Here is a 25,410-nt window from a genome sequence, read left to right as displayed (position 1 = left end):
ACATGGCGCAGATCAACGTCATCGGCAAGAACGGGGGCCGTAACATCGACCTCGACCTGCCGGAAGTGAACCCCCACGTGCTGCACGAGGTCGTGACTTGGCAGCTCGCCGGTCGCCGCCGCGGCACCGCGAGCACCAAGACGCGCGCCCAGGTGAGCAAGACGGGCCACAAGATGTACAGCCAGAAGGGCACCGGCAACGCCCGTCACGGCGACCGCTCTGTGCCCAACTTCGTGGGCGGCGGCGTGGCCTTCGGCCCCAAGCCCCGCTCCTACGCCTACACCCTGCCCCGCAAGGTGCGCCAGTTGGGCCTCGCGATGGCCCTCGCCGACCGCCAGGAAGGCGGCAAGCTGGTGGCGGTAGACGGCTTCGACCTCGACGGCAAGACCAAGAGCTTCGTGGCCTGGGCCGCGCAGAACGGTCTGGACGGCTCTGAGCGCGTGCTGATCGTTACCGACGACGCGCTGACCCGCCGCGCGGCCAGAAACGTTTCTTGGGCCACGGTGCTGCCCGTCGCGGGCCTGAATGTGTACGACATCCTGCGCCACGAGCGCCTGGTGATCGACGCCATTGCCCTCGAGCCTGCTCAGGAAGAAGTGTCCCTGGAAGGAGCGGCGCAGTGAGCCACTACGACATCATCAAGCAGCCCGTGATCAGTGAGAAGGCGTACGCGGGCATGGAGCGCGGCGTGTACTCGTTCTGGGTGAGCCCCAAGGCCACCAAGACCGAGATCAAGGCCGCCGTGCAGCAGGCGTTTGGCGTGACGGTCGTGGGCATCAGCACCATGAACATCGCGGGCAAGCGCAAGCGCGTGGGCCGCTTTACTGGGCACCGCGTCGACCGCAAGAAGGCCATCGTGCGCCTCGCGGACGGTCAGAGCATCGAGGCCCTTGAGGGCCAGGCCTAAGGAGAGACTGAACATGGCCGTCAAGAAATACCGTCCGTATACCCCGTCGCGCCGTCAGATGACGACCGCCGACTTCAGCGGACTGACCAAGAAGCGCCCCGAAAAGGCGCTGACCGAAGCGATGCCCAAGACTGGTGGCCGCAACAACCGTGGCCGCATCACCAGCCGCTTTATCGGCGGCGGGCACAAGCGTCTGTACCGCATCATTGATTTCAAGCGCCGCGACAAGGCGGGCGTGACCGCCAAGGTCGCTGCCATCGAGTACGATCCCAACCGCAGCGCCCGCCTCGCCCTGCTGCACTACGCGGACGGCGAGAAGCGTTACATCCTGGCCCCCGAGGGCCTGCAGGTGGGCGCCACCGTGAACGCGGGCCCCGAGGCCGAGCCCAAGCTCGGCAACGCGTTGCCCCTGCGCTTCGTGCCCGTCGGTGCCGTGGTCCACTCGGTTGAGATGATCCCCGGCAAGGGCGCGCAAATCGCCCGCAGCGCCGGTACCTCCATCCAGGTGCAGGGTAAGGAAAACGACTACGTGATCCTGCGCCTGCCCAGCGGTGAGCTGCGCCGTATCCACTCCGAGTGCTACGCCACCATCGGTGTGGTGGGCAATGCCGAGCACAAGAACATTGTGATTGGTAAGGCCGGCCGTAGCCGCTGGCTCGGGCAAAAGCCGCACCAGCGCGGCTCGGCCATGAACCCTGTGGATCACCCACACGGCGGTGGTGAGGGCCGCACGGGCGCAGGCCGCGTGCCGGTCAGCCCCTGGGGTCAGCCTGCCAAAGGCCTCAAGACCCGCAAGAAGCGCAAGATCAGCGACCGCTTTATCATCACCCGCCGCGGCGGGAAGTAAGGAGGGGAGAAGACATGCCCCGTAGCCTGAAGAAAGGGCCGTTCGTGGATGACCACCTCCTGAAAAAGGTGGACGCCCAGAACGAGCGTAAGGACAAGCGCGTGATCAAGACGTGGTCGCGCCGTAGCACCATCGTTCCCGAGATGATCGGCCACACCATCGCGGTGCACAACGGCAAGCAGCACGTGCCGGTGTTTGTCAACGAGCAGATGATCGGCCACAAGCTCGGCGAGTTCTCGCCCACCCGCGCCTACCGCGGCCACGGCGCAGACAAGAACGCCAAGGGGAGCAAGAAGAAATGACCGCCCCCGCCACCACTGAGCAGACCTTCCGCAACAAGAAGCAGCGCAAGCAGCAGGTCAAGCTGCGCCGCCCCGGTTACGCCGTGGCCAAGTACGTGCGCATGAGCCCCCGCAAGGTGCGCCTCGTCGTCGACGTGATTCGCGGCAAGAGCGTCGCGGACGCCGAGGACCTGCTGCGCTTCCTGCCCAAGAGCGCGTCCGAGCCGGTTGCCAAGGTGCTCAAGAGCGCCAAGAGCAACGCGATCAACAACGACGAGATGCTCGAAGACCGCCTCGTGATCACGGCGGCTTACGTGGATGCGGGTCCGACCCTCAAGCGTCTGATTCCCCGCGCCCGCGGCAGCGCCAACATCATCAAGAAGCGCACCAGCCACATCACGATTATCGTGGGCGAGCGCGCCTCCACCCAGAGGGGGAGCAAGTAATGGGTAACAAGATCAACCCCAACGGCTTCCGCCTGGGCATTACCCGTGGCTGGAACAGCCGCTGGTACGCCGGCAAGAAGCAGTACTCCAAGCTGCTCAAGGAAGACGAGAAGATCCGCAAGCTCGTTGAGCGCAAGCTCTCGGCCGCCGGCATCGCCCGCATCGAGATTGAGCGCGCGGGCCAGCAGGTCAACGTGATCATTTCGGCGGCCAAGCCTGGCATCGTGATCGGCAAGGGTGGCGAGAGCATCAAGGGGCTGCGCGGCGACATCGAGCGCCTCGTCGTGGCGGGCACGGTGGCCGTGAACGTCGCCGAGATTCCCAACCCCAACATCTCTGCGCCCCTGGTGGCCCTGCGCATCGCCGAGCAGATTGAGCGCCGCTTCGCGTTCCGCCGCGCCATGAAGCAGGCCGCGCAACGCGTGATGGAGTCGGGTGCGCGCGGCGTCAAGATCATCTTGTCGGGCCGCCTGGGCGGCGCCGAGCAGGCCCGCACCGAAAAGGTGCTCGAAGGCCGCGTGCCGCTGCACACCCTGCGCGCCGATATCGACTACGGCACCGCGCTGGCCCGCACCACCTACGGCATCCTGGGCATCAAGGTGCTCGTGTTCAACGGTGAAGTGATTGGCGGCCGCACCGAAACGCTGGCCCGCCCGCCCCGCCGCAACGACGAGCGCCGTCCCGAGGGTGGCGACCGTCCCAACCGCCGCCGTCCCAGCGCGCGGCGTCGCCCCGGAGGTGAGTGATGCTTCTTCCGAAGCGCACCAAGTACCGCAAGCAGATGCGCGGCCGCATGACCGGCGATACCAAGGGCGGCGATTACGTCGCGTTCGGTGACTACGGCCTCGTGGCCCTGGAACCCGCCTGGATCCGCTCGAACCAGATCGAGGCGTGCCGCATCGTGATGAGCCGCCATTTCCGCCGCGGCGGTAAGATCTACATCCGCATCTTCCCCGACAAGCCCGTTACCAAGAAGCCCGCTGAAACCCGAATGGGTAAGGGTAAGGGTGCTGTGGAGTACTGGGTCAGCGTGGTCAAGCCCGGCCGCGTGATGTTCGAGGTCTCCGGCGTGACCGAGGAGCAGGCGAAGGAAGCCTTCCGCCTGGCCGGCCACAAGCTGCCCATCAGCACCAAGATGGTCAAGCGCGAGGTGTACGATGAAGCCCAGTGACATGCGCAACCTGGCGGACGCCGATTTCGCCAAGGAGATTGAGGCGCGCAAGAAGGAACTGATGGAGCTGCGGTTCCAGGTGGCCATGGGCAACCTGGCCCAACCGCACCGCGTGCGTGAGCTGCGCCGTGAAGTGGCTCAGCTCAACACCATCCGCAGCGAGCAGAGCCGCGCCGCCCGCGTGGGCAGCGCCCAGTCGGGAGAGCAGCAATGAAAAAGACCTTCACGGGCGTCGTGGTAAGCGACAAGGCCGACAAGACGGTCAGCGTCAAGGTCGAGCGCCGCTTCATGCACCCCCTTTACGGTAAGGTCGTGACCCGCAGCCAAAAGTACGCGGCCCACGACGAGACGAACGAGTACAAGATCGGTGACCGCGTGGAGATCATCGCGGTGCGCCCGATCAGCAAGACCAAGACCTGGAAGGTCACCAAGCTCATCGAGCGTCCCCGCGGCATCGAGACGACGGCTGTGGAGACCGAAGGCGGTCAACAATGATCATGCCCCAGTCCCGCCTCGACGTGGCGGACAACAGCGGTGCGCGCGAGATCATGTGCATCCGCGTGCTGAACAGCGGCATCGGCGGCAAGGGCCTGACCACGGGCGGCGGCGGCAACAAGCGCTACGCCCACGTGGGTGACATCATCGTCGCCTCGGTCAAGGACGCGGCTCCCCGCGGCGCCGTCAAGGCCGGCGACGTGGTGAAGGCCGTGGTCGTGCGCACCAGCCACGCAATCAAGCGTGCCGACGGCAGCACCATCCGCTTCGACAAGAACGCCGCCGTTATCATCAACAACCAGGGCGAGCCCCGCGGCACGCGCGTGTTCGGGCCGGTGGCCCGCGAGCTGCGCGACCGCCGCTTCATGAAGATCGTGTCCCTGGCCCCGGAGGTGCTGTAATGCCCCGTCCCAGCGCTGGAAGCCACCACAGCGACAAGCTGCACGTCAAAAAGGGCGACACCGTGGTCGTGCGCAGCGGCAAGCACAAGGGCCAGACCGGTAAGGTCCTGCTCGCGCTGCCCCGCGAGGCCAAGGTCGTGGTCGAGGGCGTAAACCTCGTCACCAAGCACGTCAAACCCTCGCAGAGCAACCCCCAGGGCGGCATCGAGCAGCGTGAAGGCGCGCTGCACGCCTCCAAGGTGTCGATCGTGGACCCCGAGACCGGCAAGGCCACCCGTATCCGCAAGCAGATCGTCGACGGCAAGAAGGTTCGCGTCGCGGTGGCGAGCGGCAAAGTCATCGACTGATTCAGGGGCACGCGAGGCGTGAACCCGGGCGACCCGTCCGCCCGAAGAGAGGCAACATGCAGACCCTCAAGACCAAGTACAACGAGCAGGTGCGCCCGGCGCTGATGGGCCAGTTCGGCTACTCCAGCGTCATGGCCGTGCCCCGCATCGAGAAGATCGTGATCAACGAGGGCCTCGGCTCCGCCAAGGAAGACAGCAAGGCCATCGACAAGGCCGCGCGCGAACTCGCGCTGATCACCCTGCAAAAGCCCATTGTCACCAAGGCCAAAAAGAGCATCTCCAACTTCAAGCTCCGCCAAGGAATGCCCGTGGGCGTGAAGGTCACGCTGCGCAACGAGCGCATGTACGTGTTCCTGGAAAAGCTGATCAACATCGGCTTGCCCCGCATCCGCGACTTCCGCGGCATCAATCCCAACGCCTTTGACGGCCGTGGCAACTACAACCTCGGCATCAAGGAGCAGCTGATCTTCCCCGAGATCACCTATGATATGGTCGACAAGGTACGCGGCATGGACATCACCATCGTGACCACCGCGAAAACCGACGAAGAAGCCCGTGCGCTCCTCCAGGCGATGGGTCTCCCGTTCCGCAAGTAAGGAAGCGTTATGGCGAATACCTCTAAAGTTGTAAAGGCGGCGCGCGGCCACAAGTTTGCCGTGCAGAACTACAACCGTTGCAGCCGCTGCGGCCGTGCGCGCGGGTACTACCGCTTCTTCGGTATGTGCCGCATCTGCATCCGTGAGCTGGCCCACAAGGGTGAACTGCCCGGCGTGAAAAAGGCCAGCTGGTAAGTGCCCCCCGGATACGAACCTCTCCGCTTTGAGGGGTGATCGTCCGGATCAGGGATTAGGACCCAACAGAAGAAGCGCTCGTCCGAAGCTGGGCGAGACCATATTCTCAAGGGAAGACTCGGGAAGCGGGCCCATGCGCCTCGCTTCCCCCCCGCCAGGGGCCCCTGCTGCGTGCAGGGACGTGCTCCCGGAGGAGACCCATGCTGAGTGATCCCATCGCCGACATGCTCACGCGTATCCGCAACGCGACGCGCACCCACAAGGAGACCGTGGACATCCCGGCCTCCAACTTCAAGGAGCAGCTCGCCCGCCTGCTGGTGCAGGAAGGCTACGTGCAGAGCGTGGAGCGTACCCGTCCTGAAGGCCAGAAGTTCGACGTGCTGCGCGTCACCCTGAAGTACGGGGCCAAGCGTGAGCAGGTCATCAAGCACATTGAGCGCATCAGCCGCCCCGGCCGCCGCGCGTACGTCAGCGCCGAGAACCTGCCCCGCATCCAGCGGGGCCTGGGCCTCGCCGTGGTCTCGACGAGCAAGGGCCTGCTGCCCGACCGCGAAGCCCGCAAACAGGGCGTCGGCGGCGAAGTCATCTGCGTCCTCTGGTAAGAGGGGCGCAACGACGTTAGACCTGACCTCGGAACCCACAGGGCGCTCCGACTTAAGGAACGAAGGAGGACAAGATGTCCCGCATCGGTAAACAACCCATCGCCGTGCCCAGCGGCGTGACCGTGAGCGCGCAGGACGGCGTGTTTCAGGTCAAGGGGCCCAAGGGGGAACTGACCGTTCCCTACAACCCGGCCTTGAACATCCAGAACGACAACGGGCAGCTGCTCGTGACGCGCCCCAGTGACCGCCAGGAGCACCGCGCCCTGCACGGCCTGACCCGCACCCTCGTCGCCAACGCCGTCAAGGGCGTCAGCGACGGCTTCACCATCAACCTCGAACTGCGCGGCGTCGGTTACCGCGCGAAGATGACCGGCAAGAACCTCGAGATGACCATCGGCTACAGCCACCCGGTCATCATTGAGCCGCCTGCCGGCGTCACCTTCACTGTGCCCGAGCCTACCCGCATCGACGTGTCCGGTATCGACAAGCAGCTCGTCGGTCAGGTGGCGGCCAACGTCCGCAAAGTCCGTAAGCCCGACGCCTACCACGGCAAGGGTGTGCGCTTCGTCGGTGAGCAGATTGCCCTCAAGGCCGGTAAGGCCGGAGCCACGGGCGGGAAAGGGAAGAAGTAATGGCGAACCAGACCACTGTGCGCCGCAAGCTGCGCGCCCGCCGCAAGGTCCGGGTGGCCGCCGGCGAGCGTCTGCGCCTGAGCGTGTTCCGCTCCAGCAAGCACATCTACGCCCAGATTATCGACGACGCTTCGGGCAAGACGCTGGCTGCCGCCAGCAGCAGCGCGTTGAAGACGGGCAGCAAGACCGATACCGCCAGCGCGGTGGGCAAGGCCTTGGCCGAAGCCGCCGCTGCCAAGGGTGTCAAGCAGGTCGTATTCGACCGCGGCCAGTACAAGTACCACGGCCGGGTAAAAGCGCTCGCGGAAGCGGCGCGGGAGGGTGGCCTTGACTTTTAACCGTCGCAATGACCGCGAGCGGGAGAGCAGCGAATTCGAAGAGAAGATGCTGTTCGTCAACCGCACGTCCAAGACCTACCAGGGTGGACGCCGCTTCCGCTTCGCCGCGCTCGTAATTCTGGGTGACCGCAACGGTCGCGTCGGGATGGGTATCGGCAAGGCCAAGGAAGTGCCCGTCGCCATCGAGAAGGCCAAGGCGATCGCGCGCAAGAACATGATCACCGTGCCTGTGGAAAACGGCACCATTCCCCACGACATCGTCGGTGAGAACAGCACCAGCCGCGTGCTGCTCAAGCCCGCCGGCCCCGGTACGGGCGTGATCGCGGGCACCGTGCCCCGTTCCATCGCCGAACTTGCCGGTATCACCAACCTGCTGTCCAAGGAACTCGGCAGCCGCAACAAGGTCAACGTGGCCTACGCGGTGTTTGATGGCCTGAAGAACCTCCGCACCGCCAAGCAGGTTCGCGCGATGCGCGGTACCGTGGCGGCTCCCGCTGCAGCGCAGGCTGCACCCGCTGGAGGTGCGCAATGACGACCAGCACCGTCAAGGTCACCCTGAAGCGCAGCGTAATCGGCCGTCCCCGCTACCAAGTGGAGACCGTCAAGGCGCTCGGCCTGAGGAAGATCGGCGACAGCCGTGAACTGGTAGACACGCCCGTAACGCGCGGCATGATCAAGACCGTTTTGCACCTGGTGGAGGTGGAAGCGTGAAGCTCCACGAACTGACGCCCGCTCCGGGCAGCCGCAAGAACCGCAAGCGCGTGGGTCGTGGTCCCGGCGGGACCGACAAGACGGCCGGCCGCGGCCACAAGGGCCAGAAGTCGCGCAGCGGCGCGGGTAAGGGCTCGTTCTTCGAGGGCGGCCGCAGCACGCTGATCTCGAGGCTGCCCAAGCGCGGCTTCAACAACGTCGGCACGACCTACGAAGTTATCAACCTCGCCCAGCTCGAAGGCGTCGAGGGGGAGACCCTGGACCGTGCGGCGCTGGAACTCGCGGGCCTGGTGCGCCGCAAGAACCGTCCCCTCAAGCTCCTGGGCCGTGGCGAGATTACCCGCGCCGTAACAGTGCACGTGGACGCAGCCAGTGAGGCCGCTGTCAAAGCCGTGGAAGCGGCGGGCGGCAGGGTCATTCTGAGCAGCGCCAGCAGCGAAACCGCCGAGCAGGCCGAGTAACATGCTGCGCGCCTTCCGCGACGCATTCCGGATTCCGGAACTCCGGCGGAAGATTGTCTTTACCCTGCTGCTGCTGGCCATTTACCGCCTCGGAAGCACCATCCCCACCCCGGGCGTGAATACGGCAGCCTTGGAGAAGGCCACCTCAGGGGGTGGCCTCTTCGGGTTGATCGGCCTGATTTCAGGGGGCAATCTCTCGCAGTTTTCGATTTTTGCGCTTGGTGTGCTGCCGTACATCACGGCCAGCATCGTCGTGCAGCTCCTGACCACCACCATTCCCGCGCTGGAAAAGCTCAGCAAGGAAGGGGAGGAAGGGCGCAAGAAGATCAACCAGTACACCCGCTACGCAGCCATTGCGCTGGGCACCGCGCAGGCGCTGTTTTTCTCGCTCTACATCACGAGTAACGCGCAGTACATCGCCGTGGGCTGGGACCCGGGGCTTTTTACCATTCTGGTGATGGTGCTGACGCAGGTGGCGGGCATCGCCTTTGCCATGTGGCTGGGTGAGCGCATCACCGAAGTCGGCGTGGGCAACGGCATCAGCCTGATCATCACGGCGGGGATCATCGCCCGCTACCCCGTGGAGATCAAGGGGACGGCCGACCTGTTGCGTACGGGGAAGGTGGACCTGTTTCCCCTGCTCGCATTTATCGCGGTGATCCTCGTGACCATTGCGGGCATCGTGTACGTGTACCAGGGCGAACGCCGGGTGCCCGTCACCTACGCGCGTGCTCGGGGGGGAGCCCCCACAGGGGCCGCCCGCAACCTGGGTGGACAGGCCACCTGGTTGCCCATCAAGGTCAACCAGGCGGGCGTGATTCCGGTCATCTTCGCCTCGGCCATGCTGATTATCCCCAACCTGATCAGCAGCGCCACGGCCACCCGCGCGCCGGGCGTCAACGCCTTTATCCAGACGTACCTCACGTCGGGTAGTCCGTGGTATCTGGCGCTCGAAGCGCTGCTGATCTTTGGGTTCACGTACCTATACAACAGCGTGCAATTCGATCCCAAGCGCATCAGCGAGCAGCTGCGGGAGGCCGGTGGGTTTATCCCTGGCGTTCGACCCGGTACGCCCACCGCCGATTTCCTGGGCGGCATCAGCGGTCGCCTCAGCCTCTGGGGGGCGGTTTTCCTGGTGGTTCTCACCCTGATTCCGCAGATCGTGCAGCGGGCAACAGGCATCAACACCTTCCAGTTCAGCGGCACCGGCCTGCTGATTATCGTGGGGGTGGCGCTCGAAACGCTGAAGCAGCTTGAAGCGCAGCTCACGGTGCGGCGCTACGACGGTTTTATCTCCAAGGGCCGCATTCGTGGCCGCCTCCCCAACTGAAGGCTTTTCTTCCAACCGCTCGCCCCTGGGGTGGGCGGTTTTTCGGTTTTCGGTGGGCGCGTACGTCACCCCACCAGGAACAAACAGGGCCGTGCCGCTGTTCATGCCCGACCCTATGCTGTACACCCTAGAGGAGGCTCCAATGACTCAACCCAGGAACAAAGTCGTGATTTTTCTCGGTCCGCCCGGCGCGGGCAAGGGCACGCAGGCCGAGCGCCTCGCCCGCGAGGAGGGACTGACCAAGATCAGCACCGGTGACATTCTGCGCGACCACGTCGCCCGGGAAACTGAATTGGGACAGCGGGTCAGGCCTCTCCTGGACGCGGGTCAGCTCGTGCCCGACGATATTCTCATCGCCCTGATTCGCGCCTATCTGGCAGAGATGGAGCCGGTCCGGGTGATTTTCGATGGGTTTCCCCGAACGGGCGCCCAGGCCCAGGCCCTGGATATGCTGCTTGAAGAATTGGGCGCTCCCGTAACGGCGGCCCCCCTGCTGGAAGTGCCCGACGAGCTGCTGATCGAACGCATCGTGGAGCGCGGACGGCAGGCGGCGGCACGCGGCGAGGCCGTGCGCAGCGACGACACCGAGGAGGTGGCCCGCAGGCGCCAGCAGGTGTACCGCGAGCAGACCCAGCCCTTGATTGACTACTACGCGGCGCGTGGCCACCTGCGTCAGGTAGACGGTGTGGGCACCATGGACGAGGTGTATGCCCGCATCCGGCAGGCGCTGGGTTAAGGCGGCGGACAACAGGAAAGAAGCTGCCTCCTTCCGGATAGGAATGGGGCAGCTTCCTCTTGATGTGGCCTTGAGGGTACTGGTCCGGTAGGAAAGCCCTTCCTCCCGTCCCCCCATTCAGGATATGGGCTATCCCGCCAGCCTTCCCTGCGCCGTCTGCCGGTAGCCCGTAGCGGGTACCAGCGTTCCCGCTCGTCCCAACCCCGTGGGAGGCATGTTCACGTACACCGTCTCGTAAGCTCCGGCCGCCACCTGGTACGTCTCGTGCCATATACCCACAGCATTGCCCGCTGCCCGGGCGTTCTGATTGAAAGCCCGCCACGCAGGCAGGTGCGCGTGTTCCCGGGACCTGGCGTAACGGTGCAAGTGTTCCATACTGCGCCAGTACTGAATCTGCGTCAGGCCGTAAAATTGCGAGCCCAGCAAACCCAGTTCGGGTTGCGCCTGCAACTCCCGGACCATACTTGGCATCGCCCGAACAACGGGCAACCACGCCCTCACCTTCAAGGGCTGGTTGACCCGCATCCCAATCACGAACACCACAAAGTCCCCCTCAAGTTCAGCGGCCATACGTCCATTGGAAAGAGCCATCTCCTGCCTCCCTACCGTCTCCATTGAATGGTCCAGAATGGACGGTCTGAAAAGAGCGTACACTTCCGTTATGTCCGATGCAAGTCTCGGCCCGGCCTCGTTTATCGTGCTGGGAGTACTCGCCCAATGCGGCCCCTCCACCTCCTATGACCTCAAGCGGGAGGTGGACGGTTCAGTGGGATACTTCTGGAGTTTTCCCCGTTCGCAGCTGTATGCCGAGCCGCAGCGCCTCACAGCCCTCGGCCTGCTCACGGAAACGCAGGAGGAGGGAGGACGGCGCAGGCGTACCTACGCCCTTACGGACGCTGGAAGGGAGGCGCTCGAAGCGTGGCTTCAGGCACCAGCGGGAGGAGTGGAGCTGCGGGACCCCGGCCTCCTCAAGCTCTTTTTCGTGTCGCAGGGACCGCCGGGGGTACGGCAGGCCCTGGCATCCGAGCAGCTGTCTCTCCATCAGGTGCGGCTCGCGGAGTACGAGCGCCTGGCTTCGGGTCCGGGCGGCCACGCTCTGGAGGAGGTGCAGCGGGAACCGCTGGGCATGGGACTGCTGTACGAACGCGCCAGTCTGGCGTTCTGGCAAGCAGTTCTGCGCGGAGAAGAAGGCGGTTCGGCCTGACCCCCTTGCCTCGCGCCCTCACCCCATGATACCTTCCTCTTTGGCTTGTATCAGGCCTGGAGGTTGCGTGGCGAGACGAAAGATGCCGGAACAGCGGGAAAAGCGTAAGAAGGAAGAGTCCGATACCGTGCGGGCCGAGGGCGTGGTGGAAGAGGCGCTGCCCAACACCACGTTCCGCGTGAAGCTCGACACCGGGCACGACATTCTGGCGTACATCAGCGGCAAGATGCGGATTCACTACATCCGAATTCTGCCGGGGGACCGTGTGGTTCTGGAGATCAGTCCGTACGACACGTCGCGCGGACGCATCGTGTACCGCAAGTAACCGCAAGGGCGGAAGTACCCAACAGATTCCCCGAGGCGAGAGAAGCCCAAGGGGGGTCGAGCGCTGCCGAGCACGCCGTCATGATGGGCGGAACGAGGTAAGGCGGCGCGAGGAGGAAGCATGAAAGTTCGCAGCAGTGTCAAGAAGATGTGCGACAACTGCAAGGTGATCCGCCGCCACGGGCGCGTGATCGTCATTTGCAGCAACGTGAAGCACAAGCAGAGGCAGGGTTAAGCATGGCGCGTATTGCTGGTGTTGACCTTCCGCGCGAAAAGCGCGTCGAAATCGCCCTGACCTACATTTACGGCATCGGCCTGACCCGCTCCAAGGAGGTCCTCGCGCAGACGGGCGTCAGCCCCGACACCCGCGTGAAGAACCTCAGCGAGGCCGAGCAGTCCACCCTCCGCGAGGCCATCGAGAAGACCTTCAAGGTCGAGGGTGACCTGCGTAGCGAGGTGGGCCAGAACATCAAGCGCCTGATGGACATCGGTGCGTACCGCGGCCTGCGTCACCGCCGCGGCCTGCCTGTGCGCGGCCAGCGCACGAAGACGAACGCCCGCACCCGCAAGGGGCCGCGCAAGACCGTCGCCGGCAAGAAGAAAGCGACGAGGAAGTAAGCCATGGCGAAACCCAGCAAAGGCAAGGCCCCGCGCCGCGCCCGGCGCAACATCAGCGCGGGCCGCGCGTACGTGCACGCGAGCTACAACAACACCATCGTGACCATCACGGACCTCGACGGCAACTCTGTCGCGTGGTCTTCTGGCGGCACCATTGGGTACAAGGGCAGCAAGAAGGGCACGCCCTACGCGGCCCAGCTCGCCGCCGCTGACGCCGTGAAAAAGGCCCAGCAGACCTTCGGCATGAACATTGTGGACGTGGTTGTGCGCGGCACGGGTTCCGGCCGCGAGCAGGCCATCCGCGCCATCCAGGCCTCGGGCATCGAGGTCAAGTCGATCATGGACGACAGCCCCGTGCCCCACAACGGCTGCCGCCCCAAGAAGAAGCACCGCGCCTAAAGCGCACTGCAGCGGTCCACCTGCCCCGCCTCCGCCTCGTATGCCGTGAGAAAGCCGTACCACCGGCGAGGAGACGGGCACCAGAGGACCGCCAGACCCGGTGATGCCTGACAGGCACGCCGCAAGGAGAATCAAGACATGGGTCGTTTCCGTGGTTCCATTACCAAGCTCAGCCGCCGCGAGGGCATCAACCTTGCGGAGACCGAGAAAGTCCAGAAGTATCTCGACAAGCGCCCCTACGGCCCCGGTCAGCACGGACAGCGCCGCAAGAGTGGCCGCCCCAGCGACTACAGCGTGCGTCTGCGCGAGAAGCAGAAGCTCTCGCGCCTGTACGGCATGAACGAGAAGCAGTTCCGCAACCTGTTCCAGGAAGCGGCGAACGTGCCCGGCGTGACCGGCACGGTGTTTCTGCAGCTGCTGGAGCGCCGCCTGGATAACGTGGTCTTCCGCATGGGCTTTGCCAGCACCCGCCGCCAGGCCCGGCAGTTCGTCGGTCACGGGCACGTGCTTGTGAACGGCAAGAAGGTGGACATCCCCTCGTACCGCGTGAAGATCGGCGACGAGATCAGCGTGTCCGACAAGAGCCGCTCGATGGGCTTTATCCAGGAGAACATGGAGGCGCAAAAGCGCCGCCGCACCAGCCCCTGGATCGAACTCAACCCCGACACCTTCTCCGGCACCTTCGTGCGCCTCCCGGCGCGTGAAGACCTGGCGCTGCCGATCAACGAGAACTTCATCATCGAGTACTACTCGCGCTAACGGAGGCACCAGTGGATCAAAAGCGCCCTCAACTCAAGGCCCGCGTCGACGGTGATTACGGCGAGTTCGTGCTCGAACCGCTCACGCGTGGCTACGGCGTCACCATCGGGAACCCTGTGCGGCGCATCCTGATGTCCTCGATCCCCGGTACCGCCGTGACGAGCGTGTACATCGAAGATGTGCTGCACGAGTTCTCGACCATTCCCGGCGTCAAGGAAGACGTTATCCGCCTGATCCTGAACCTCAAGGAACTCGTGGTGCGTTTCCACGCCCCCGGTCCCAAGACCCTGACGCTGCGCGCTCAGGGCGAGGGCGTGGTCAAGGCCAGCGCCTTCGAGGTACCCAGCGACGCCGAGATCGTCAACCCCGACCTCACCATCGCCACGCTTGCCGAGGACGGCAAGCTGGTCATGGAGGTGCGCGTTGAGGAAGGCGAAGGGTACGTGCCCGCCGACAAGCACTCCACCAAGGACCGCATCAACTCGATCCCGGTGGACGCGGTGTTTTCCCCGGTGCGCCGCGTGGCCTATCACGTGGAAAATACCCGTGTGGGTCAGCAGACAGACCTTGACCGCCTGATCCTGCGCGTCTGGACCGACGGTTCCACGGGTCCTCAAGACGCCCTGGACAAGGCCGTTGAGATTCTGCGCGACGAGCTGACGGTCTTCGGCAATGTCGAGGCCCTGCCCGCCATCGTGCCCGAGGTGGCCCCGGTGTTTACCCCGGCCCCCAACGTGTACGATCTGCCCCGGCAGCCCGAGCTGAGCATCAACCCCCAGCCGTTTCCTACCGATCTCGACACGCCCCGCGTGACCCTCGAAGGCCTGGGCCTGACCACCCGAGTGCTGCATTCCCTCAAGGAAGAAGGCATCGACAGCGTGGACGCCCTGTGCGCCCTCAGCGACCGGGACCTGAAAAAGGTGCCGGGCATCGGTGAGCGCAGCCTGGACGAGATCAAGCAGCAGCTGGCCCAGTTCGGGCTGGCCCTCAGAGACTAACTTTCCAGGCGGACGCCGCTCCGCCTGTTTTTCAAGGAGATTCCCATGCGTCACGGCAAAGCCGGTCGCAAGCTCAACCGCAACAGCAGCGCCCGCGTCGCCCTGGCCCGTGCCCAGGCGACCGCGCTGCTGCGCGAGGGCCGTATCCAGACGACCCTCACGAAGGCCAAGGAGCTGCGCCCCTACGTTGAGAAGCTGATCACCACCGCCAAGGGTGGAGACCTGCACGCCCGCCGCCTCGTCGCCCGCGACATCCACGACAACGACGTGGTGCGCAAGGTGATGGACGAGGTGGCCCCCCGCTACGCCGAGCGTCAGGGCGGCTACACCCGCATCCTGCGCGTGGGCACCCGTCGCGGCGACGGCGTCACGATGGCCCTGATCGAACTCGTCTGATCTCAGGCGCGTACCCCAACCCCGCTTCGGCGGGGTTTTTCTTTTGTTGCGGCTGCCCTTGCGCCCATGGGCCGCCCTGACGTTCGTCGCCCCGCCTCCGCCAGCCTCCCGCTGCACGGCGCCCTCTTTGGGCAGGCAGAGATGCGGGTGCTGGTCACGGGCGGAGTGGACGCCCTGACCGGCGTGGACGTGGACACGCCGGTTCACTGCGCCAGCGTGCTGAAGGCCAAAGCAGAGGTGCGCGCCACCCGGATCCTGGCGGAGGTTCCCTCGCGGGCGGGGGTCAGACATTTCGGGTATCCAGCATCATGGGGATCGGCGCGGTTGGATTTTACGAAGCGGGTGGCTGAGGTGGACTTGCAGTTGCCGGCCGCCCGATCTGGCCGGGCCACAGATTCGGCCCTTCGCCTGACGCAGAAATGGCTCGCCGCACGGGGCGGGTGGGGGAAGGTGCTGGAGGCCTCGTTGCCTTTGCCTCTGGCACGGGCGATGGCCCCGGGCCACCTCGCCTCCGTGAGGGCGGAGCGAGCGGGTGGGCGGCAACTGGGAAGGCTGGCTGCAGGCCTACGCGGGGGAGGGGCCAGCCGGCCTACAGCGCAGTTGCCCGAATGGCGCCGGGCCTGGAAGGGTACCCCTCACGGCTCCCCATTCGCCTCCACGCGGATTCGAGTTCGCCCGCCGGGCGCTGTTAAAAAGAAGTCCGCACTTTGACACATGCGCCAGGGCGCTGAACTGGCGGCGCAACGCTTGGCGGCCTCCCCCGCGCCAGCACACTGGGCTCGCCGTTGCCCGGCCAAGCTGATGCGGCCCGTATCCCATCCGAGGTCCGTAACTCTGTCCCGGGGGGTCTTATTTGCCCGCGCCGGAAAAAGGCGTTGAGCCTCCCTCACGCAAGGCGGAGAGCGGCGAATTCGGCGTTTTACCCCCCGCCACCTCAGGGCCGGGAATACAGACAGCCATCCGCGTTCTGGCGTGGAAGCTGCCCTATGCTGTTTTCCATGACGCCCACCCTCGTGATCGTGCCCGGCCTCGGTGAGAGCGGGCCGGAACACTGGCAGACACTCTGGACCACCAAGTACGGCGCCGCGCGGGTGCGGCAGGACGATCCTGAAGCGCCGACGCCCCAGGGTTGGGCCGGGCGGCTTCAGGAGGTGATCGAGGCCACGCCGGGCGCCCTGATCCTGGCAGGACATTCTGCCGGAGTCCTGACCATCGTTCACTGGGCGCGGCTCTACGGTGGGCACGAACGCGTGCGCGGCGCGCTGCTCGTCAGTCCCACCGATTCCGAACAGGCGAACATGGCGGAACTGGCCCCGGCGATCCTCACCATGGCTCCCGTGCCCACTCAGCCACTGCCCTTTCCCGCGCTGGTGGTGGCGAGCGAGAACGATCCTTACGTCTCCTTTGAGCGGGCGCAGGAATTGGCCGACGCGTGGGAGGCGGAGTTCGTGACGGCGGGTGAGGTGGGTCACATCAACGTCGCCAGCGGGCACGGCGAGTGGCCTGAGGGCGAGGTGCTGCTCGCGGAGTGCGTGAACGCATGGACGCCGCCCGGTATCGCGCGCATGACGTATCCCTTGAACTGAAGAACCAAGCGGAGCCGGGCCGCCCTCCATCGGAGGGCGGCCCGGTTCTGGGGGAAAAGGGTCAGTTTGCGCCGACGGGCGAGGTGTACTTGTCGAGCAGGGCCTCAAACGCACGCTTGGGCTGCGCGCCGACCATGCCTTCGACCGGCTGGCCATCCTTGAACAGAATCATGGTGGGGATGCTCATCACGCGGAATTGGCCGGAGACGGCGGGGTTGTCGTCCACGTTGAGCTTGGCGACCTTGACGCGGCCCTCGTACTGCCCGGCGAGTTCCTCGATGACGGGCGCGATGATGCGGCAGGGACCGCACCAGGGGGCCCAGAAGTCCACCAGGGTCAGGCCCTCGCCAGTCTCGGTTTGAAAGTTGCTGTCGGTGAGTTCCACAGGCTTCATGTCTGTCACTATACCCCCCGGGGGCATATCTGGATATGCGGCAGATGGGGGCCTCCTAACGCGCCTTTCATCGCCGCTTGGGAGCAGCCAGGGCGCTACGCTACCGACATGAGCGGTGATTTTGGCGCGGAAGTTCAGGCGGGCGCGGCCCTGTTTGCCACCGGGCAGTGGTGGGAGGCGCACGAGGCCTGGGAGGGGCCGTGGATGCGCGCCGAAGGTGAGGACCGCCGCTTTCTCCAAGCCCTCATTTTGCTTGCCGCCGCGCTGCATAAGCGCTGGCACCATGGCAGCCTCACGGCCCGCAACTACCACAAGGCCGGGCGGTATCTGGACCTGCTTCCGGGCGTGTACGCGGGAGTGGACCTGCGGCGGTTGCGGGCCGAGGTCTGGGCGGCGCTGCACGACCCGGCGCTGCGGCCCCAGTTGCACGGTCCAGGGCATGAAGGGGAGACCGATTGAGGCGGGCACGAACTTGACCGTATGCTAGAGCCGCACGGCTTCTGCACCCGGGTGTCTGCACCGGACGCCTGGCCCGCACGGGAGCCGCCTGCCCGAGAGGTCTACACACCACCATGACAGAACGAATCGCACTTTTTATTGATGGGGCCAACGTCTACGCCGCCGCCAAGCGCCTGGGCTGGAACTTCGACCACCGCAAGATTCTCGACCACTTTGGTGGGCTGGGTGCGCTGCACAACGCCTTTTACTACACGGCGGTTCCCATGCAGGTGGATGACAAGCAGAAGCGCTTTATCGATGCGCTGACCTACATGGGCTACACCGTGCGGACCCGGCCCCTGCGCGAGAGCACCGACGAACATGGAGACACCCACCGCCGGGCGAACCTCGACATCGAGATCGTGACGGACCTGCTGACCACGGCGGACCGCTTCGATACGGCCGTGCTGCTCACTGGCGACGGCGACTTTGAGCGACCTGTGGAGGTCTTGCGCGCCCAAGGCAAGCGGGTGATCGTCGCCAGCATTCCCGAGATGACGAGCTACGAGCTCCGTAACGCCGCCGACGAGTACGTGGACTTGGGGAGCATCCGCGAGCAGGTGGAGCGCCCCGGCTACCGCCTGCCCAGCGAGCAGCGCGGCGGTGAGGGCCGGGGGGAACAGAGCCGCCCCTTCTACGTGACGGCCCCCCTGACAGACACCGATGAGCGCTGAAGTTCCCACCCCCAGCGCCCCAGCCTCAACGGGGCCAGCCGCGCCGCGAACGTTACTGCCCATCGCGCTGGACGCGGTGGGTGGGGACCACGGCGCGCCGCCCAATGTGGAGGGCGCGGTGCAGGCCGCCCGCACCGGGGTGCCAGTGCTGCTCGTCGGTCCCCGGGTGGCGCTGCACGCTGAACTGGGCAAACATGCGGGCAGTGCCAATCTCCCCATCGAGGTGGTGGACGCCCCCGACGTGATCGGAATGGACGAGCATGCCAGCGACGTGCGCAGCCGCATGGGCGCGAGCATCAACGTCTGCACGCGCCTGGTCAAGGAGGGACGCGCCGCCGCCGCCGTCAGCATGGGTCACAGCGGCGCGACGATGGCCTCGGCGCTGCTGACGCTTGGGCGCGTGAAGGGCGTGGACCGTCCGGCCATCCTGACGCACCTGCCCAGCAAGAGCGGCTTCGTAACCCTGCTCGACGTGGGTGCGAACGCCGACGTAAAGCCCGTGTACCTCGCCCAGTGGGCGCGGCTGGCCAGCGTGTACCTCCGCGTGGTGGAGGACAAGGCAGACCCCACGGTGGGCCTGCTCTCGATCGGTGAGGAGGACCACAAGGGCAGTCAGATGGTCCTCGAAGCCCACGCCCTGCTGCGCGAACTTGATGGGCGCGGCATCCGCTTTCACGGGAACGTGGAGGGCCGCGACATCTTTGCGGGCACCACCGATATCGTCGTCACCGACGGCTTTACCGGCAATGTGGTCCTGAAGCTCGCCGAGGGTGAGGCCAAGGTGCTGTTCGGCTGGGTGCGCGAGGCGCTGACCAGTTCCCTGAAAACCAAGCTGGGAGCGCTGCTCGTGCGCGGGGCCCTGCGTGGTCTGGCCGAGCGGATGGACCCCAGCACGTACGGGGCCAGCATTCTGATCGGCGTGCGTGGTCTGGCCTTGATCGGTCACGGCAGCGCCGACGCCCGCGCGGTCAAGAACGCCCTGCTCCGGGCCTCGCGGGCCCATGAGTCCAACCTTGTCGCGCGGCTGGAAGCGGCGCTCGCGCCCACGGCCTAAGTACAGCGCACCCAGCTCGCCGACGTGTCGGAACAGGACCCAAAAGTATTCACTTCCGGTGGACCGTACTTTTTCCGCTTCCCCCTCTGCCCGATTGATCTAGGGCATGTGTCAAAGTGCGGACTTCTTTTTGACATCTCCCGGCGAGCGAACTTGAATGCGCATGGAGCGTATGGGGAGCCCTGAGGGGCGCCCTCACGGCGTAATTCGGACAACTGCCCTAAGGATCAACGGCGGTGTATCTGGCCTTCCGGCCCTGTCCTCATGCTCTCATGAAAAATTGAGGGCGTGCTGGACGAACTGACTTTTCAACTGCAAAAGCCCCAGGTGTGGCTGAGCCTGGCCCTCACCCTGATCGTGGCCTACGCCCTGTACCGCTTCGGGCGGCGGGTGCTGCGCGTGCTGGAGCGGCACCTGAACGCCCGACTGGTGTGGGGTCTGAAGTGGGTGTGGCTGGCCGTCGTCGCCGTCGGCTGGCTCGCCGTTGCCACCCACGTCGCTTACCTGCCCAGCGTACCGGTGCTGTTCGACTTGGGGCAAGACATCCTCAACGGCTTTCGCAACAGCACCGGGCAGGTGCTGGTGATTCTGGCCCTCGCGCTGATCGCCTGGAGCCTGATCGGCAGCCTGTCCGGGCGCATCGTGGCCGAGGAGGAATTCAACCGCCGCACCGTGCGCGTCCAGACCCTCAAGGGCGTGGTCGAAAGCACGCTGAAGGTGGTGGTGGTGATCATCAGCGTGATTGCCGGCCTTCAGGCGCTGGGGGTAGATGCCTCCAGCCTGCTGGCCGGGGTATCTGTACTGGGCCTGGCGGTGGGCTTCGGCGCGCAGAGCCTGATCAAGGACGTATTCACCGGCTTTTTTATCCTGCTTGAAGACCAGTACGGGGTGGGGGACGTGATCACGGTGAACACCGGACAGCTCTCAGGCAGTGTGGAGCGCCTCAACCTGCGACTGACGGTGATCCGCGCGCTGGACGGCACGGTCCACATCGTGCCCAACGGCCAGATTCAGACAGTCAGCGTGAGCAGCAAGGACTGGTCGCGGGTGGTGGCGACGGTGGACGTGACTTACACGGCCAACATCGACGACGCCCTGCGGGTGTTGAACGGGGTCAGTCGGGAGCTGCACGCCGACCCCGAGTGGGGCCAGTATTTTCTGGACGAGCCCGACATCCAGGGGGTCACCCAGCTCGCGCCCGACGGCGTGACGCTGCGGGCGCTGTTCAAGGTGCAGCCCAAGAGCCAGTACGCCCTGGGCCGCGAGTTCAACCGCCGCATCAAGATCGCCATGGACGAGGCGGGCATCGAGATTCCCTTTCCGCAGCGCACCATCACGCTGGGGGGCACGCCCGTGGAGGTCAAGCTTACCCGCGAGAAGCGCGCTGGCGACGGCGCCGACACCCGCGCAGCCCAGGAGCGTCACCACGCCCCGGTGCCCCCCAGCCTCAGCCGGGACGTGGAGGAGGAAGAAGGGGGGCGGTAGGGCGGAGCCGGGAGGCGCCCTTCCCCCCAAGGGACCCGGCAAAGAAACACGGCCCGGCAAACCTTGCCGGGCCGTGTTTGCCGTTCGCGGAGTTCAGGCAGGAAGCGGCGCGGGCAGGGTTCCCCCGGCGGGGGGCAGATCGTCCAGTGTGCCCCCCGCGAGCAGCAGGGAGAACTCCTCGCCCGAGAGCGTCTCGCGGCGCATCAGTACGCGCACGATCTCGTGGATGGCCGGGAGGTGTTCGCGCACGAGGGCCAGCACCCGGTCATACGCCTCGTCCATCAGGGCGCGGACTTCCTCGTCCACGGCGAGGGCGGTGGCCTCGCTCATGGGAAGCAGTTGCGGGCCGCCGCCGAGATAGCTCCCCTCGCCCTGCGCGAGCGCCACCTTGCCGATGCGCCCCGACATGCCCCATTCGGTCACCATGCGCCGCGCGATGGACGTGGCCTGCTGGAAGTCGTTCTGCGCGCCTGTCGTGATCTCGCCGTACACCACCTCCTCGGCAGCACGGCCCGCGAGGGCGACGGCGATCATGTCTTCGAGCGCCTGCCGCGTCACGTGCAGGCGGTCGTCGGCGTCGGGCATCATGTACCCGGCTGCCCGCCCTCGCGGCACCACGGTCAGTTTCGCCACCCGGTTGGCGTGGGGCAAGAGCTGAGCGGCGAGGGCGTGGCCGACTTCGTGGTAGGCGGTGACCTTGCGGTCCGCTTCCCGCACCACCATGCTGCGCCGTTCGGGGCCCATAAGCACGCGGTCCCGGGCTTCTTCGACATCGCGCATCACGATTCTGGACCGTCCGGCTCTGGCCGCGCCGAGCGCGGCCTCGTTGAGCAGATTCTCCAGATCTGCCCCGACCATCCCGGCTGTCCTGCGGGCGATCACCGCCAGGTCCACACTGGGATCAAGGGGCTTTTTGCGGGCGTGGATGCGGAGAATCATTTCCCGCCCCCGCACGTCGGGGGCGTCCACCACCACCTGGCGGTCAAAGCGTCCGGGACGCAGCAGCGCTGCGTCCAGCACATCGGGCCTGTTCGTCGCCGCGAGGATAATCACCTCCTGCCCACTCTGAAAGCCGTCCATCTCCACGAGCAATTGATTCAAAGTCTGCTCGCGCTCATCATTCCCGCCTTGCAGGTTGACGCCGCGCTTTCTTCCCACGGCGTCAATCTCGTCGATAAAGACGATGCAGGGAGCGGACTTGCGGGCCTGCTCGAACAGGTCGCGGACGCGGGCGGCGCCCACACCCACGAACATCTCCACAAAGTCCGAGCCGCTGATGGAGAAATACGGCACCTTGGCTTCTCCCGCCACGGCCTTGGCGAGGAGGGTCTTGCCACTCCCGGGAGGACCCACCAACAAGACCCCGTGGGGAATCCGGGCCCCCAGCTGGTGGTAGCGCTCAGGATGGCGCAGAAAGTCCACGACTTCCTGCAGGTCGCTCTTGGCCTCGTCGCATCCCGCCACATCGCTGAACGCCAGCTTGATCTGCCCCTCGCTGATCACCGCCGCCTTCGATTTCCCGAAATTCCCCGCCGCCCCGCTGCCCGGATTGCCCCGTAGGCTGCGCCACAGCACGAGCAGGATCAGTCCAGTGACGATCAGGGGCAGCAACTGGGCGATCCAGCTGAAGGGCGAGCCGCCCGGCGTGACGGTAACGGGAATGCCCGCAGCGCGCAACCGGGCGAGCGTGGCCGCGTCTGGCGGAAGCACGATGGACTGCGGGCGCGCGCTGCCGGGCAGCTGGACGGAAGCGTTGCCCGCACCGTCCAGTGCGACCCGCTCCACACGGCCTGCCCGAAGGTCCTCAAAGAACCGGTTGACGGTGTAGGTGCCCGTCGTGGTGGGTGGCTGTGGCATCGGCGCGGCCTCCACCGCCGTAGCCGTGCCCCGGTCCCCGCCTCCCTGCATTCCGTTCTGCGCTGGAGCAGCGGACGCCGGGACAGCCAAGGAAAGCAGCAGAAACGCCGTGCGTGCAGCGGACAGGCGGAGCGGGCGGAGCATGCTCCATGCTACGCCCGCGGTGGGGGCAGGCACCCTGTTCTTTGTGACCTTCCTCCACGGGTTGTGGCTGTTTCCCTGCCGCCCACTTGAACCCACCCTCAGATGCCCGTCAGGCCCCCTCCGTATGCTGGTCCCATGCGTTCTGCCCTGCTGCTCGGTATGCTCGCCCTCGGGCTGAGTTCCTGCACCGTTTCCGTTCGGTCCAACCTCGGTCTGGTGGGCAGTTCTTCCAACCTGATCGCGAACCTGCGCCCGGACCGGGGCGAGGGGGCCACCTACCGGGTCGGCGAACCGCTGCGCCTGCAGGTGACCACCCGCACGGCCGGTTACCTCACGCTGGTGGCGCTGCAGCCCAACGGCTACGCCACTTCGCTTGTCCGCAACGTGTATATCCCGGCCGGTACCACCGTGTTTCCGCGTCCCAGCGACGGCGTGACCTATAACGTTGCCCCGCCCACGGGTTTGCAGCGCGTCCGGGCCATCTTTACCCGCGTGCGCCCTACCTCGGACCTGATCTTCAGCGGCACCTACGACGGCACCCGCTGGAACCTCGCCACCGACGAGTACGTGCAGCCCTACGCGCAGGCGGACCGCGACGTGCAGGAGACGTACCTCTACATTCGCTGAGCCGTCCCCACGCTGCTTTCGGCCAGTCGCCTCCGGGTGGGCTGGCCTTTTTGCTGGAGGGGTTCAGTTTGGGCGGGGCAGTCGGGGCGCCCCCTCCCGGTTCGGGGGCAGCGGGTGCCCCGCCACGCGCGGGTGAGGGCGCGCAGATTGGGTCTGCGTCAGGGCCCGTGGCCATTCATTCGCGCGCCCCGCGAGTTGCCCCTTGTGCGGAGCGCGGGGTCGACGCAAGGCGTGCATTTGCTTGGGGGTGACCTCGGGAAAGGAACTGGGCAACTGCGCCCACTGCTGAGGAGGACAGCGCGCGACTTCTGAACCCTGCTCGGCCGAGCAGGGTTCAGAAGTCTGGGGCAACAGCACGCTAGACGCCCGCAAGCCACGCAGTCCGGGAGAGGTGGTTCAGCCGTGGTTCCCTGGCGCACGGCGTAAGACGCCCGTTTCAGTCCAATCGGCGGAACCCTGCGCCGAACGGCCCACTCTGGTCTCCCCTCCGGCGCTGCGCAGGTCTGCAACCCGCGTGCAGGGTGAGCAAAGACATCCACCAAGGCCATGCGGCGGCGTTACGGTACCAGTTCGGGCTGAGGCCAGCGCTCGCCAGCAGGACGCGCCGCTGCACCCCCTCGGCCCGCGACAGCTTGGTACCCAGCAGCGACACGTTGAGCGTCGCCACGCGCCAGGGGACTGCCACGCCCTCCAGCAGGCCGCCCAGTTGCGCCCCAGCGGTTCGGGGGACCGTCACGCCAACGTCAGGTCTGCGCCCCCGGCCCACCCGAGGACGCCCGGGCGGTCATCTGTGCCTCCGTCTACGGTACCTGTGGCGGACCAGGCAGTGAACCCAGGCCGGCTGCCCGAGGCACGTCCCAGATGGGCGGTCTGTTCAGGCGGCAGGGGAGAGCAGGGGCGCTCCGCATCCCTCTCAGAATGTCCAGGAACCCTCCCGCGTGGCATCCCCCACGCGGCGCACCCCACCCCTGCGGCCAATCCCATTACCCTGAGCGCATGTCTGAGCCCTCAAGTTCTCCGTCCCTCACCTTTGAGGACGCCCGGCAGCGGGTGGACGCCTATATCTCGCAGTTCAGGGAAGGGTACTTTCCGCCCCTCCTGATGCTGGCCCGCCTGACGGAGGAAACGGGTGAGGTGGCCCGCGTGCTGGCCCATGAAAACGGCAAGACGCCCAAGCCTGGTGAAGACGCGGGGGACCTGGAGATGGAACTGGCCGATCTGCTGTTCGTGATGCTGTGTATGGCGAATGAACGCGGCCTGAGCCTGGAACGCGGCTTTGCCCGCATGATGGACAAGATCGAGACGCGTGATGCGGACCGCTGGACCCGCAAGTCCACCCCGGAGGAACAGCCATGACCCAGGCGCACAGGACCGAAGACCGCCGCTACCCCATCGGGCCGGTGCCCACGCCCCTGACCCTGACGCCCGAGGAGCGCGAGGAGGCCATCAGCGCTCTGCGCCTGCTGCCTTCGGACCTACGGGTGGTCAGCGAGACCCTCACCGGACTGGAACTGGACACCCCCTACAGGGAGGGTGGCTGGACTGGGCGGCAGGTGGTGCATCACGTGGCCGACAGCCACATCAACGCCTACGCACGGGTCAAGCTCGCCCTTACGGAGGATAACCCGGTGGTCAAGCCCTACGAGGAAGGGCTGTGGGCCGGATTGCCCGACAGCGCCCTGCCTACCCACGTTAGTCTGACGTTGCTGGAAGGCCTGCATGCCCGCCTCGTCGCGCTGCTGGAGGCCTTGCCCGAGGACGCCTGGGCGCGCACCTGGACCCATCCGGGTCTGGGCCGGACCTTTACGCTGGACACCCTGCTCGCCATGTACGCCTGGCACGGGCGTCACCACACGGCGCACATGCGGCTGATCAAGATGTAGGAGGTGCGGTCAGC

The 25,410-nt window shown here is 66.0% G+C and carries 42 protein-coding genes; 38 read left to right on the top strand and 4 right to left on the bottom strand.

Going from position 1 to position 25,410, the window contains the following annotated elements; translation table 11 throughout:
* Nucleotides 1–2 precede the first annotated feature (2 nt).
* The 21 genes from rplD to B9A95_RS26385 all read left to right on the top strand — a co-directional run bounded on the left by rplD (nucleotide 3) and on the right by B9A95_RS26385 (nucleotide 10,496).
* Nucleotides 3–623 carry a 50S ribosomal protein L4 gene (rplD, locus tag B9A95_RS26485; RefSeq protein WP_084049982.1) on the top strand — a complete coding sequence of 207 codons (621 nt, stop codon included), beginning with the start codon at nucleotides 3–5 and terminating at the stop codon, nucleotides 621–623.
* The gene (locus tag B9A95_RS26480; protein ID WP_084049981.1) at nucleotides 620–907 is read left to right on the top strand and encodes a 50S ribosomal protein L23; all 288 of its coding nucleotides are present in this window, start codon (nucleotides 620–622) and stop codon (nucleotides 905–907) included. The genes rplD and B9A95_RS26480 overlap by 4 nt, the downstream gene beginning before the upstream one ends.
* A gap of 13 nt (nucleotides 908–920) precedes the next feature.
* Nucleotides 921–1,754, top strand: coding sequence for a 50S ribosomal protein L2 (rplB, locus tag B9A95_RS26475; RefSeq protein ID WP_084049980.1), 834 nt, complete (start codon nucleotides 921–923; stop codon nucleotides 1,752–1,754).
* Between the two features lie 14 nt (nucleotides 1,755–1,768).
* Nucleotides 1,769–2,056, top strand: a complete 288-nt coding sequence (gene rpsS / locus B9A95_RS26470) for a 30S ribosomal protein S19 (protein WP_034356066.1) — start codon at nucleotides 1,769–1,771, stop codon at nucleotides 2,054–2,056.
* Nucleotides 2,053–2,481, top strand: coding sequence for a 50S ribosomal protein L22 (gene rplV / locus B9A95_RS26465; RefSeq protein ID WP_084049979.1), 429 nt, complete (start codon nucleotides 2,053–2,055; stop codon nucleotides 2,479–2,481). The genes rpsS and rplV overlap by 4 nt, the downstream gene beginning before the upstream one ends.
* The gene (gene rpsC / locus B9A95_RS26460; RefSeq protein WP_084049978.1) at nucleotides 2,481–3,227 is read left to right on the top strand and encodes a 30S ribosomal protein S3; all 747 of its coding nucleotides are present in this window, start codon (nucleotides 2,481–2,483) and stop codon (nucleotides 3,225–3,227) included. Before rplV ends, rpsC begins: the two co-directional genes overlap by 1 nt.
* Complete coding sequence (gene rplP, locus B9A95_RS26455; protein WP_084049977.1) at nucleotides 3,227–3,652, top strand: 50S ribosomal protein L16; 426 nt, start codon at nucleotides 3,227–3,229, stop codon at nucleotides 3,650–3,652. The genes rpsC and rplP overlap by 1 nt, the downstream gene beginning before the upstream one ends.
* The gene (gene rpmC / locus B9A95_RS26450; RefSeq protein ID WP_084049976.1) at nucleotides 3,639–3,866 is read left to right on the top strand and encodes a 50S ribosomal protein L29; all 228 of its coding nucleotides are present in this window, start codon (nucleotides 3,639–3,641) and stop codon (nucleotides 3,864–3,866) included. Before rplP ends, rpmC begins: the two co-directional genes overlap by 14 nt.
* Nucleotides 3,863–4,147 (top strand): 30S ribosomal protein S17, encoded by a 285-nt coding sequence (gene rpsQ, locus B9A95_RS26445; RefSeq protein WP_084049975.1) that lies wholly within the window; start codon nucleotides 3,863–3,865, stop codon nucleotides 4,145–4,147. Before rpmC ends, rpsQ begins: the two co-directional genes overlap by 4 nt.
* Nucleotides 4,144–4,548 carry a 50S ribosomal protein L14 gene (rplN, locus tag B9A95_RS26440; RefSeq protein ID WP_012693995.1) on the top strand — a complete coding sequence of 135 codons (405 nt, stop codon included), beginning with the start codon at nucleotides 4,144–4,146 and terminating at the stop codon, nucleotides 4,546–4,548. Before rpsQ ends, rplN begins: the two co-directional genes overlap by 4 nt.
* A complete protein-coding gene (gene rplX, locus B9A95_RS26435; RefSeq protein WP_084049974.1) occupies nucleotides 4,548–4,895 on the top strand; it encodes a 50S ribosomal protein L24 in 348 nt (115 codons plus the stop codon). The genes rplN and rplX overlap by 1 nt, the downstream gene beginning before the upstream one ends.
* Nucleotides 4,896–4,951: 56 nt before the next feature.
* Nucleotides 4,952–5,491, top strand: a complete 540-nt coding sequence (rplE, locus tag B9A95_RS26430) for a 50S ribosomal protein L5 (RefSeq protein WP_084049973.1) — start codon at nucleotides 4,952–4,954, stop codon at nucleotides 5,489–5,491.
* Nucleotides 5,492–5,500: 9 nt separating this feature from the next.
* On the top strand, nucleotides 5,501–5,686 hold the full coding sequence (locus B9A95_RS26425; protein ID WP_011530979.1) for a type Z 30S ribosomal protein S14: 186 nt from the start codon (nucleotides 5,501–5,503) through the stop codon (nucleotides 5,684–5,686).
* A gap of 200 nt (nucleotides 5,687–5,886) precedes the next feature.
* A complete protein-coding gene (gene rpsH, locus B9A95_RS26420; protein ID WP_084049972.1) occupies nucleotides 5,887–6,288 on the top strand; it encodes a 30S ribosomal protein S8 in 402 nt (133 codons plus the stop codon).
* Between the two features lie 74 nt (nucleotides 6,289–6,362).
* Entirely contained in the window at nucleotides 6,363–6,920 is a 558-nt protein-coding gene (rplF, locus tag B9A95_RS26415) for a 50S ribosomal protein L6 (RefSeq protein ID WP_084049971.1), read from the top strand.
* Nucleotides 6,920–7,258, top strand: a complete 339-nt coding sequence (gene rplR, locus B9A95_RS26410) for a 50S ribosomal protein L18 (RefSeq protein WP_084049970.1) — start codon at nucleotides 6,920–6,922, stop codon at nucleotides 7,256–7,258. Before rplF ends, rplR begins: the two co-directional genes overlap by 1 nt.
* A complete protein-coding gene (rpsE, locus tag B9A95_RS26405; protein ID WP_084050994.1) occupies nucleotides 7,248–7,790 on the top strand; it encodes a 30S ribosomal protein S5 in 543 nt (180 codons plus the stop codon). The genes rplR and rpsE overlap by 11 nt, the downstream gene beginning before the upstream one ends.
* Nucleotides 7,787–7,969 (top strand): 50S ribosomal protein L30, encoded by a 183-nt coding sequence (gene rpmD, locus B9A95_RS26400; RefSeq protein WP_084049969.1) that lies wholly within the window; start codon nucleotides 7,787–7,789, stop codon nucleotides 7,967–7,969. The genes rpsE and rpmD overlap by 4 nt, the downstream gene beginning before the upstream one ends.
* Nucleotides 7,966–8,430 (top strand): 50S ribosomal protein L15, encoded by a 465-nt coding sequence (gene rplO / locus B9A95_RS26395; RefSeq protein ID WP_084049968.1) that lies wholly within the window; start codon nucleotides 7,966–7,968, stop codon nucleotides 8,428–8,430. Before rpmD ends, rplO begins: the two co-directional genes overlap by 4 nt.
* 1 nt (nucleotide 8,431) lies before the next feature.
* The gene (secY, locus tag B9A95_RS26390) at nucleotides 8,432–9,760 is read left to right on the top strand and encodes a preprotein translocase subunit SecY (protein ID WP_084049967.1); all 1,329 of its coding nucleotides are present in this window, start codon (nucleotides 8,432–8,434) and stop codon (nucleotides 9,758–9,760) included.
* 142 nt (nucleotides 9,761–9,902) lie between these two features.
* Nucleotides 9,903–10,496, top strand: a complete 594-nt coding sequence (locus tag B9A95_RS26385) for an adenylate kinase (RefSeq protein WP_084049966.1) — start codon at nucleotides 9,903–9,905, stop codon at nucleotides 10,494–10,496.
* Nucleotides 10,497–10,625: 129 nt separating this feature from the next.
* Here the strand turns inward: B9A95_RS26385 and B9A95_RS26380 are convergent, their stop codons facing one another.
* On the bottom strand, nucleotides 10,626–11,066 hold the full coding sequence (locus tag B9A95_RS26380) for a DUF4188 domain-containing protein (RefSeq protein WP_245808501.1): 441 nt from the start codon (nucleotides 11,064–11,066) through the stop codon (nucleotides 10,626–10,628).
* Nucleotides 11,067–11,157: 91 nt separating this feature from the next.
* Between B9A95_RS26380 and B9A95_RS26375 the strand changes: the two genes are divergently transcribed.
* The 10 genes from B9A95_RS26375 to B9A95_RS26330 all read left to right on the top strand — a co-directional run bounded on the left by B9A95_RS26375 (nucleotide 11,158) and on the right by B9A95_RS26330 (nucleotide 16,780).
* A complete protein-coding gene (locus tag B9A95_RS26375; RefSeq protein WP_084049964.1) occupies nucleotides 11,158–11,700 on the top strand; it encodes a PadR family transcriptional regulator in 543 nt (180 codons plus the stop codon).
* A gap of 82 nt (nucleotides 11,701–11,782) precedes the next feature.
* A complete protein-coding gene (gene infA, locus B9A95_RS26370; RefSeq protein ID WP_019588656.1) occupies nucleotides 11,783–12,025 on the top strand; it encodes a translation initiation factor IF-1 in 243 nt (80 codons plus the stop codon).
* A gap of 120 nt (nucleotides 12,026–12,145) precedes the next feature.
* Entirely contained in the window at nucleotides 12,146–12,259 is a 114-nt protein-coding gene (rpmJ, locus tag B9A95_RS26365; protein ID WP_084049963.1) for a 50S ribosomal protein L36, read from the top strand.
* A 2-nt stretch (nucleotides 12,260–12,261) separates the two neighbouring features.
* Nucleotides 12,262–12,642 (top strand): 30S ribosomal protein S13, encoded by a 381-nt coding sequence (rpsM, locus tag B9A95_RS26360; RefSeq protein ID WP_084049962.1) that lies wholly within the window; start codon nucleotides 12,262–12,264, stop codon nucleotides 12,640–12,642.
* A gap of 3 nt (nucleotides 12,643–12,645) precedes the next feature.
* Nucleotides 12,646–13,041, top strand: coding sequence for a 30S ribosomal protein S11 (gene rpsK, locus B9A95_RS26355; protein ID WP_084049961.1), 396 nt, complete (start codon nucleotides 12,646–12,648; stop codon nucleotides 13,039–13,041).
* Between the two features lie 138 nt (nucleotides 13,042–13,179).
* Nucleotides 13,180–13,800 carry a 30S ribosomal protein S4 gene (gene rpsD, locus B9A95_RS26350; RefSeq protein WP_084049960.1) on the top strand — a complete coding sequence of 207 codons (621 nt, stop codon included), beginning with the start codon at nucleotides 13,180–13,182 and terminating at the stop codon, nucleotides 13,798–13,800.
* Nucleotides 13,801–13,811: 11 nt separating this feature from the next.
* Complete coding sequence (locus B9A95_RS26345) at nucleotides 13,812–14,798, top strand: DNA-directed RNA polymerase subunit alpha (RefSeq protein ID WP_084049959.1); 987 nt, start codon at nucleotides 13,812–13,814, stop codon at nucleotides 14,796–14,798.
* A 45-nt stretch (nucleotides 14,799–14,843) separates the two neighbouring features.
* Entirely contained in the window at nucleotides 14,844–15,194 is a 351-nt protein-coding gene (rplQ, locus tag B9A95_RS26340) for a 50S ribosomal protein L17 (protein WP_084049958.1), read from the top strand.
* Between the two features lie 66 nt (nucleotides 15,195–15,260).
* The gene (locus B9A95_RS26335) at nucleotides 15,261–15,905 is read left to right on the top strand and encodes a hypothetical protein (protein WP_084049957.1); all 645 of its coding nucleotides are present in this window, start codon (nucleotides 15,261–15,263) and stop codon (nucleotides 15,903–15,905) included.
* 287 nt (nucleotides 15,906–16,192) lie between these two features.
* Nucleotides 16,193–16,780, top strand: a complete 588-nt coding sequence (locus B9A95_RS26330) for an RBBP9/YdeN family alpha/beta hydrolase (protein ID WP_084050993.1) — start codon at nucleotides 16,193–16,195, stop codon at nucleotides 16,778–16,780.
* 61 nt (nucleotides 16,781–16,841) lie between these two features.
* Here B9A95_RS26330 and trxA read toward each other — a convergent pair whose 3' ends face one another.
* Nucleotides 16,842–17,174, bottom strand: a complete 333-nt coding sequence (gene trxA / locus B9A95_RS26325; protein ID WP_084049956.1) for a thioredoxin — start codon at nucleotides 17,172–17,174, stop codon at nucleotides 16,842–16,844.
* A gap of 108 nt (nucleotides 17,175–17,282) precedes the next feature.
* Here trxA and B9A95_RS26320 point away from each other — a divergent pair, with 108 nt between their 5' ends.
* From B9A95_RS26320 to B9A95_RS26305, 4 genes are all read left to right on the top strand, one after another.
* The gene (locus B9A95_RS26320) at nucleotides 17,283–17,633 is read left to right on the top strand and encodes a DUF309 domain-containing protein (RefSeq protein WP_084049955.1); all 351 of its coding nucleotides are present in this window, start codon (nucleotides 17,283–17,285) and stop codon (nucleotides 17,631–17,633) included.
* Nucleotides 17,634–17,746: 113 nt separating this feature from the next.
* A complete protein-coding gene (locus B9A95_RS26315; protein ID WP_084049954.1) occupies nucleotides 17,747–18,346 on the top strand; it encodes a LabA-like NYN domain-containing protein in 600 nt (199 codons plus the stop codon).
* Entirely contained in the window at nucleotides 18,336–19,400 is a 1,065-nt protein-coding gene (gene plsX, locus B9A95_RS26310; RefSeq protein WP_084049953.1) for a phosphate acyltransferase PlsX, read from the top strand. The genes B9A95_RS26315 and plsX overlap by 11 nt, the downstream gene beginning before the upstream one ends.
* A gap of 288 nt (nucleotides 19,401–19,688) precedes the next feature.
* On the top strand, nucleotides 19,689–20,885 hold the full coding sequence (locus B9A95_RS26305; protein WP_084049952.1) for a mechanosensitive ion channel family protein: 1,197 nt from the start codon (nucleotides 19,689–19,691) through the stop codon (nucleotides 20,883–20,885).
* 93 nt (nucleotides 20,886–20,978) lie between these two features.
* Here the strand turns inward: B9A95_RS26305 and ftsH are convergent, their stop codons facing one another.
* Nucleotides 20,979–22,886, bottom strand: a complete 1,908-nt coding sequence (gene ftsH, locus B9A95_RS26300) for an ATP-dependent zinc metalloprotease FtsH (RefSeq protein ID WP_084049951.1) — start codon at nucleotides 22,884–22,886, stop codon at nucleotides 20,979–20,981.
* A gap of 135 nt (nucleotides 22,887–23,021) precedes the next feature.
* On the opposite strand from ftsH, the gene B9A95_RS26295 reads away from it, so the two are divergent.
* The gene (locus B9A95_RS26295) at nucleotides 23,022–23,513 is read left to right on the top strand and encodes a DUF4384 domain-containing protein (protein ID WP_084049950.1); all 492 of its coding nucleotides are present in this window, start codon (nucleotides 23,022–23,024) and stop codon (nucleotides 23,511–23,513) included.
* A 436-nt stretch (nucleotides 23,514–23,949) separates the two neighbouring features.
* Here B9A95_RS26295 and B9A95_RS26290 read toward each other — a convergent pair whose 3' ends face one another.
* The gene (locus B9A95_RS26290; protein WP_084049949.1) at nucleotides 23,950–24,249 is read right to left on the bottom strand and encodes a hypothetical protein; all 300 of its coding nucleotides are present in this window, start codon (nucleotides 24,247–24,249) and stop codon (nucleotides 23,950–23,952) included.
* A 260-nt stretch (nucleotides 24,250–24,509) separates the two neighbouring features.
* On the opposite strand from B9A95_RS26290, the gene B9A95_RS26285 reads away from it, so the two are divergent.
* Both B9A95_RS26285 and B9A95_RS26280 read left to right on the top strand, forming a co-directional pair.
* Nucleotides 24,510–24,869, top strand: coding sequence for a nucleotide pyrophosphohydrolase (locus tag B9A95_RS26285; RefSeq protein ID WP_084049948.1), 360 nt, complete (start codon nucleotides 24,510–24,512; stop codon nucleotides 24,867–24,869).
* Complete coding sequence (locus tag B9A95_RS26280) at nucleotides 24,866–25,396, top strand: YfiT family bacillithiol transferase (protein ID WP_084049947.1); 531 nt, start codon at nucleotides 24,866–24,868, stop codon at nucleotides 25,394–25,396. The genes B9A95_RS26285 and B9A95_RS26280 overlap by 4 nt, the downstream gene beginning before the upstream one ends.
* The last annotated feature ends 14 nt before the right edge of the window (nucleotides 25,397–25,410 follow it).

It is taken from the genome of Deinococcus hopiensis KR-140, from assembly GCF_900176165.1.
Lineage (GTDB): Bacteria > Deinococcota > Deinococci > Deinococcales > Deinococcaceae > Deinococcus > Deinococcus hopiensis.
The sequence above is the reverse complement of the archived record's forward strand: the minus strand, read 5'-3'. Positions and strand labels throughout refer to the sequence as shown.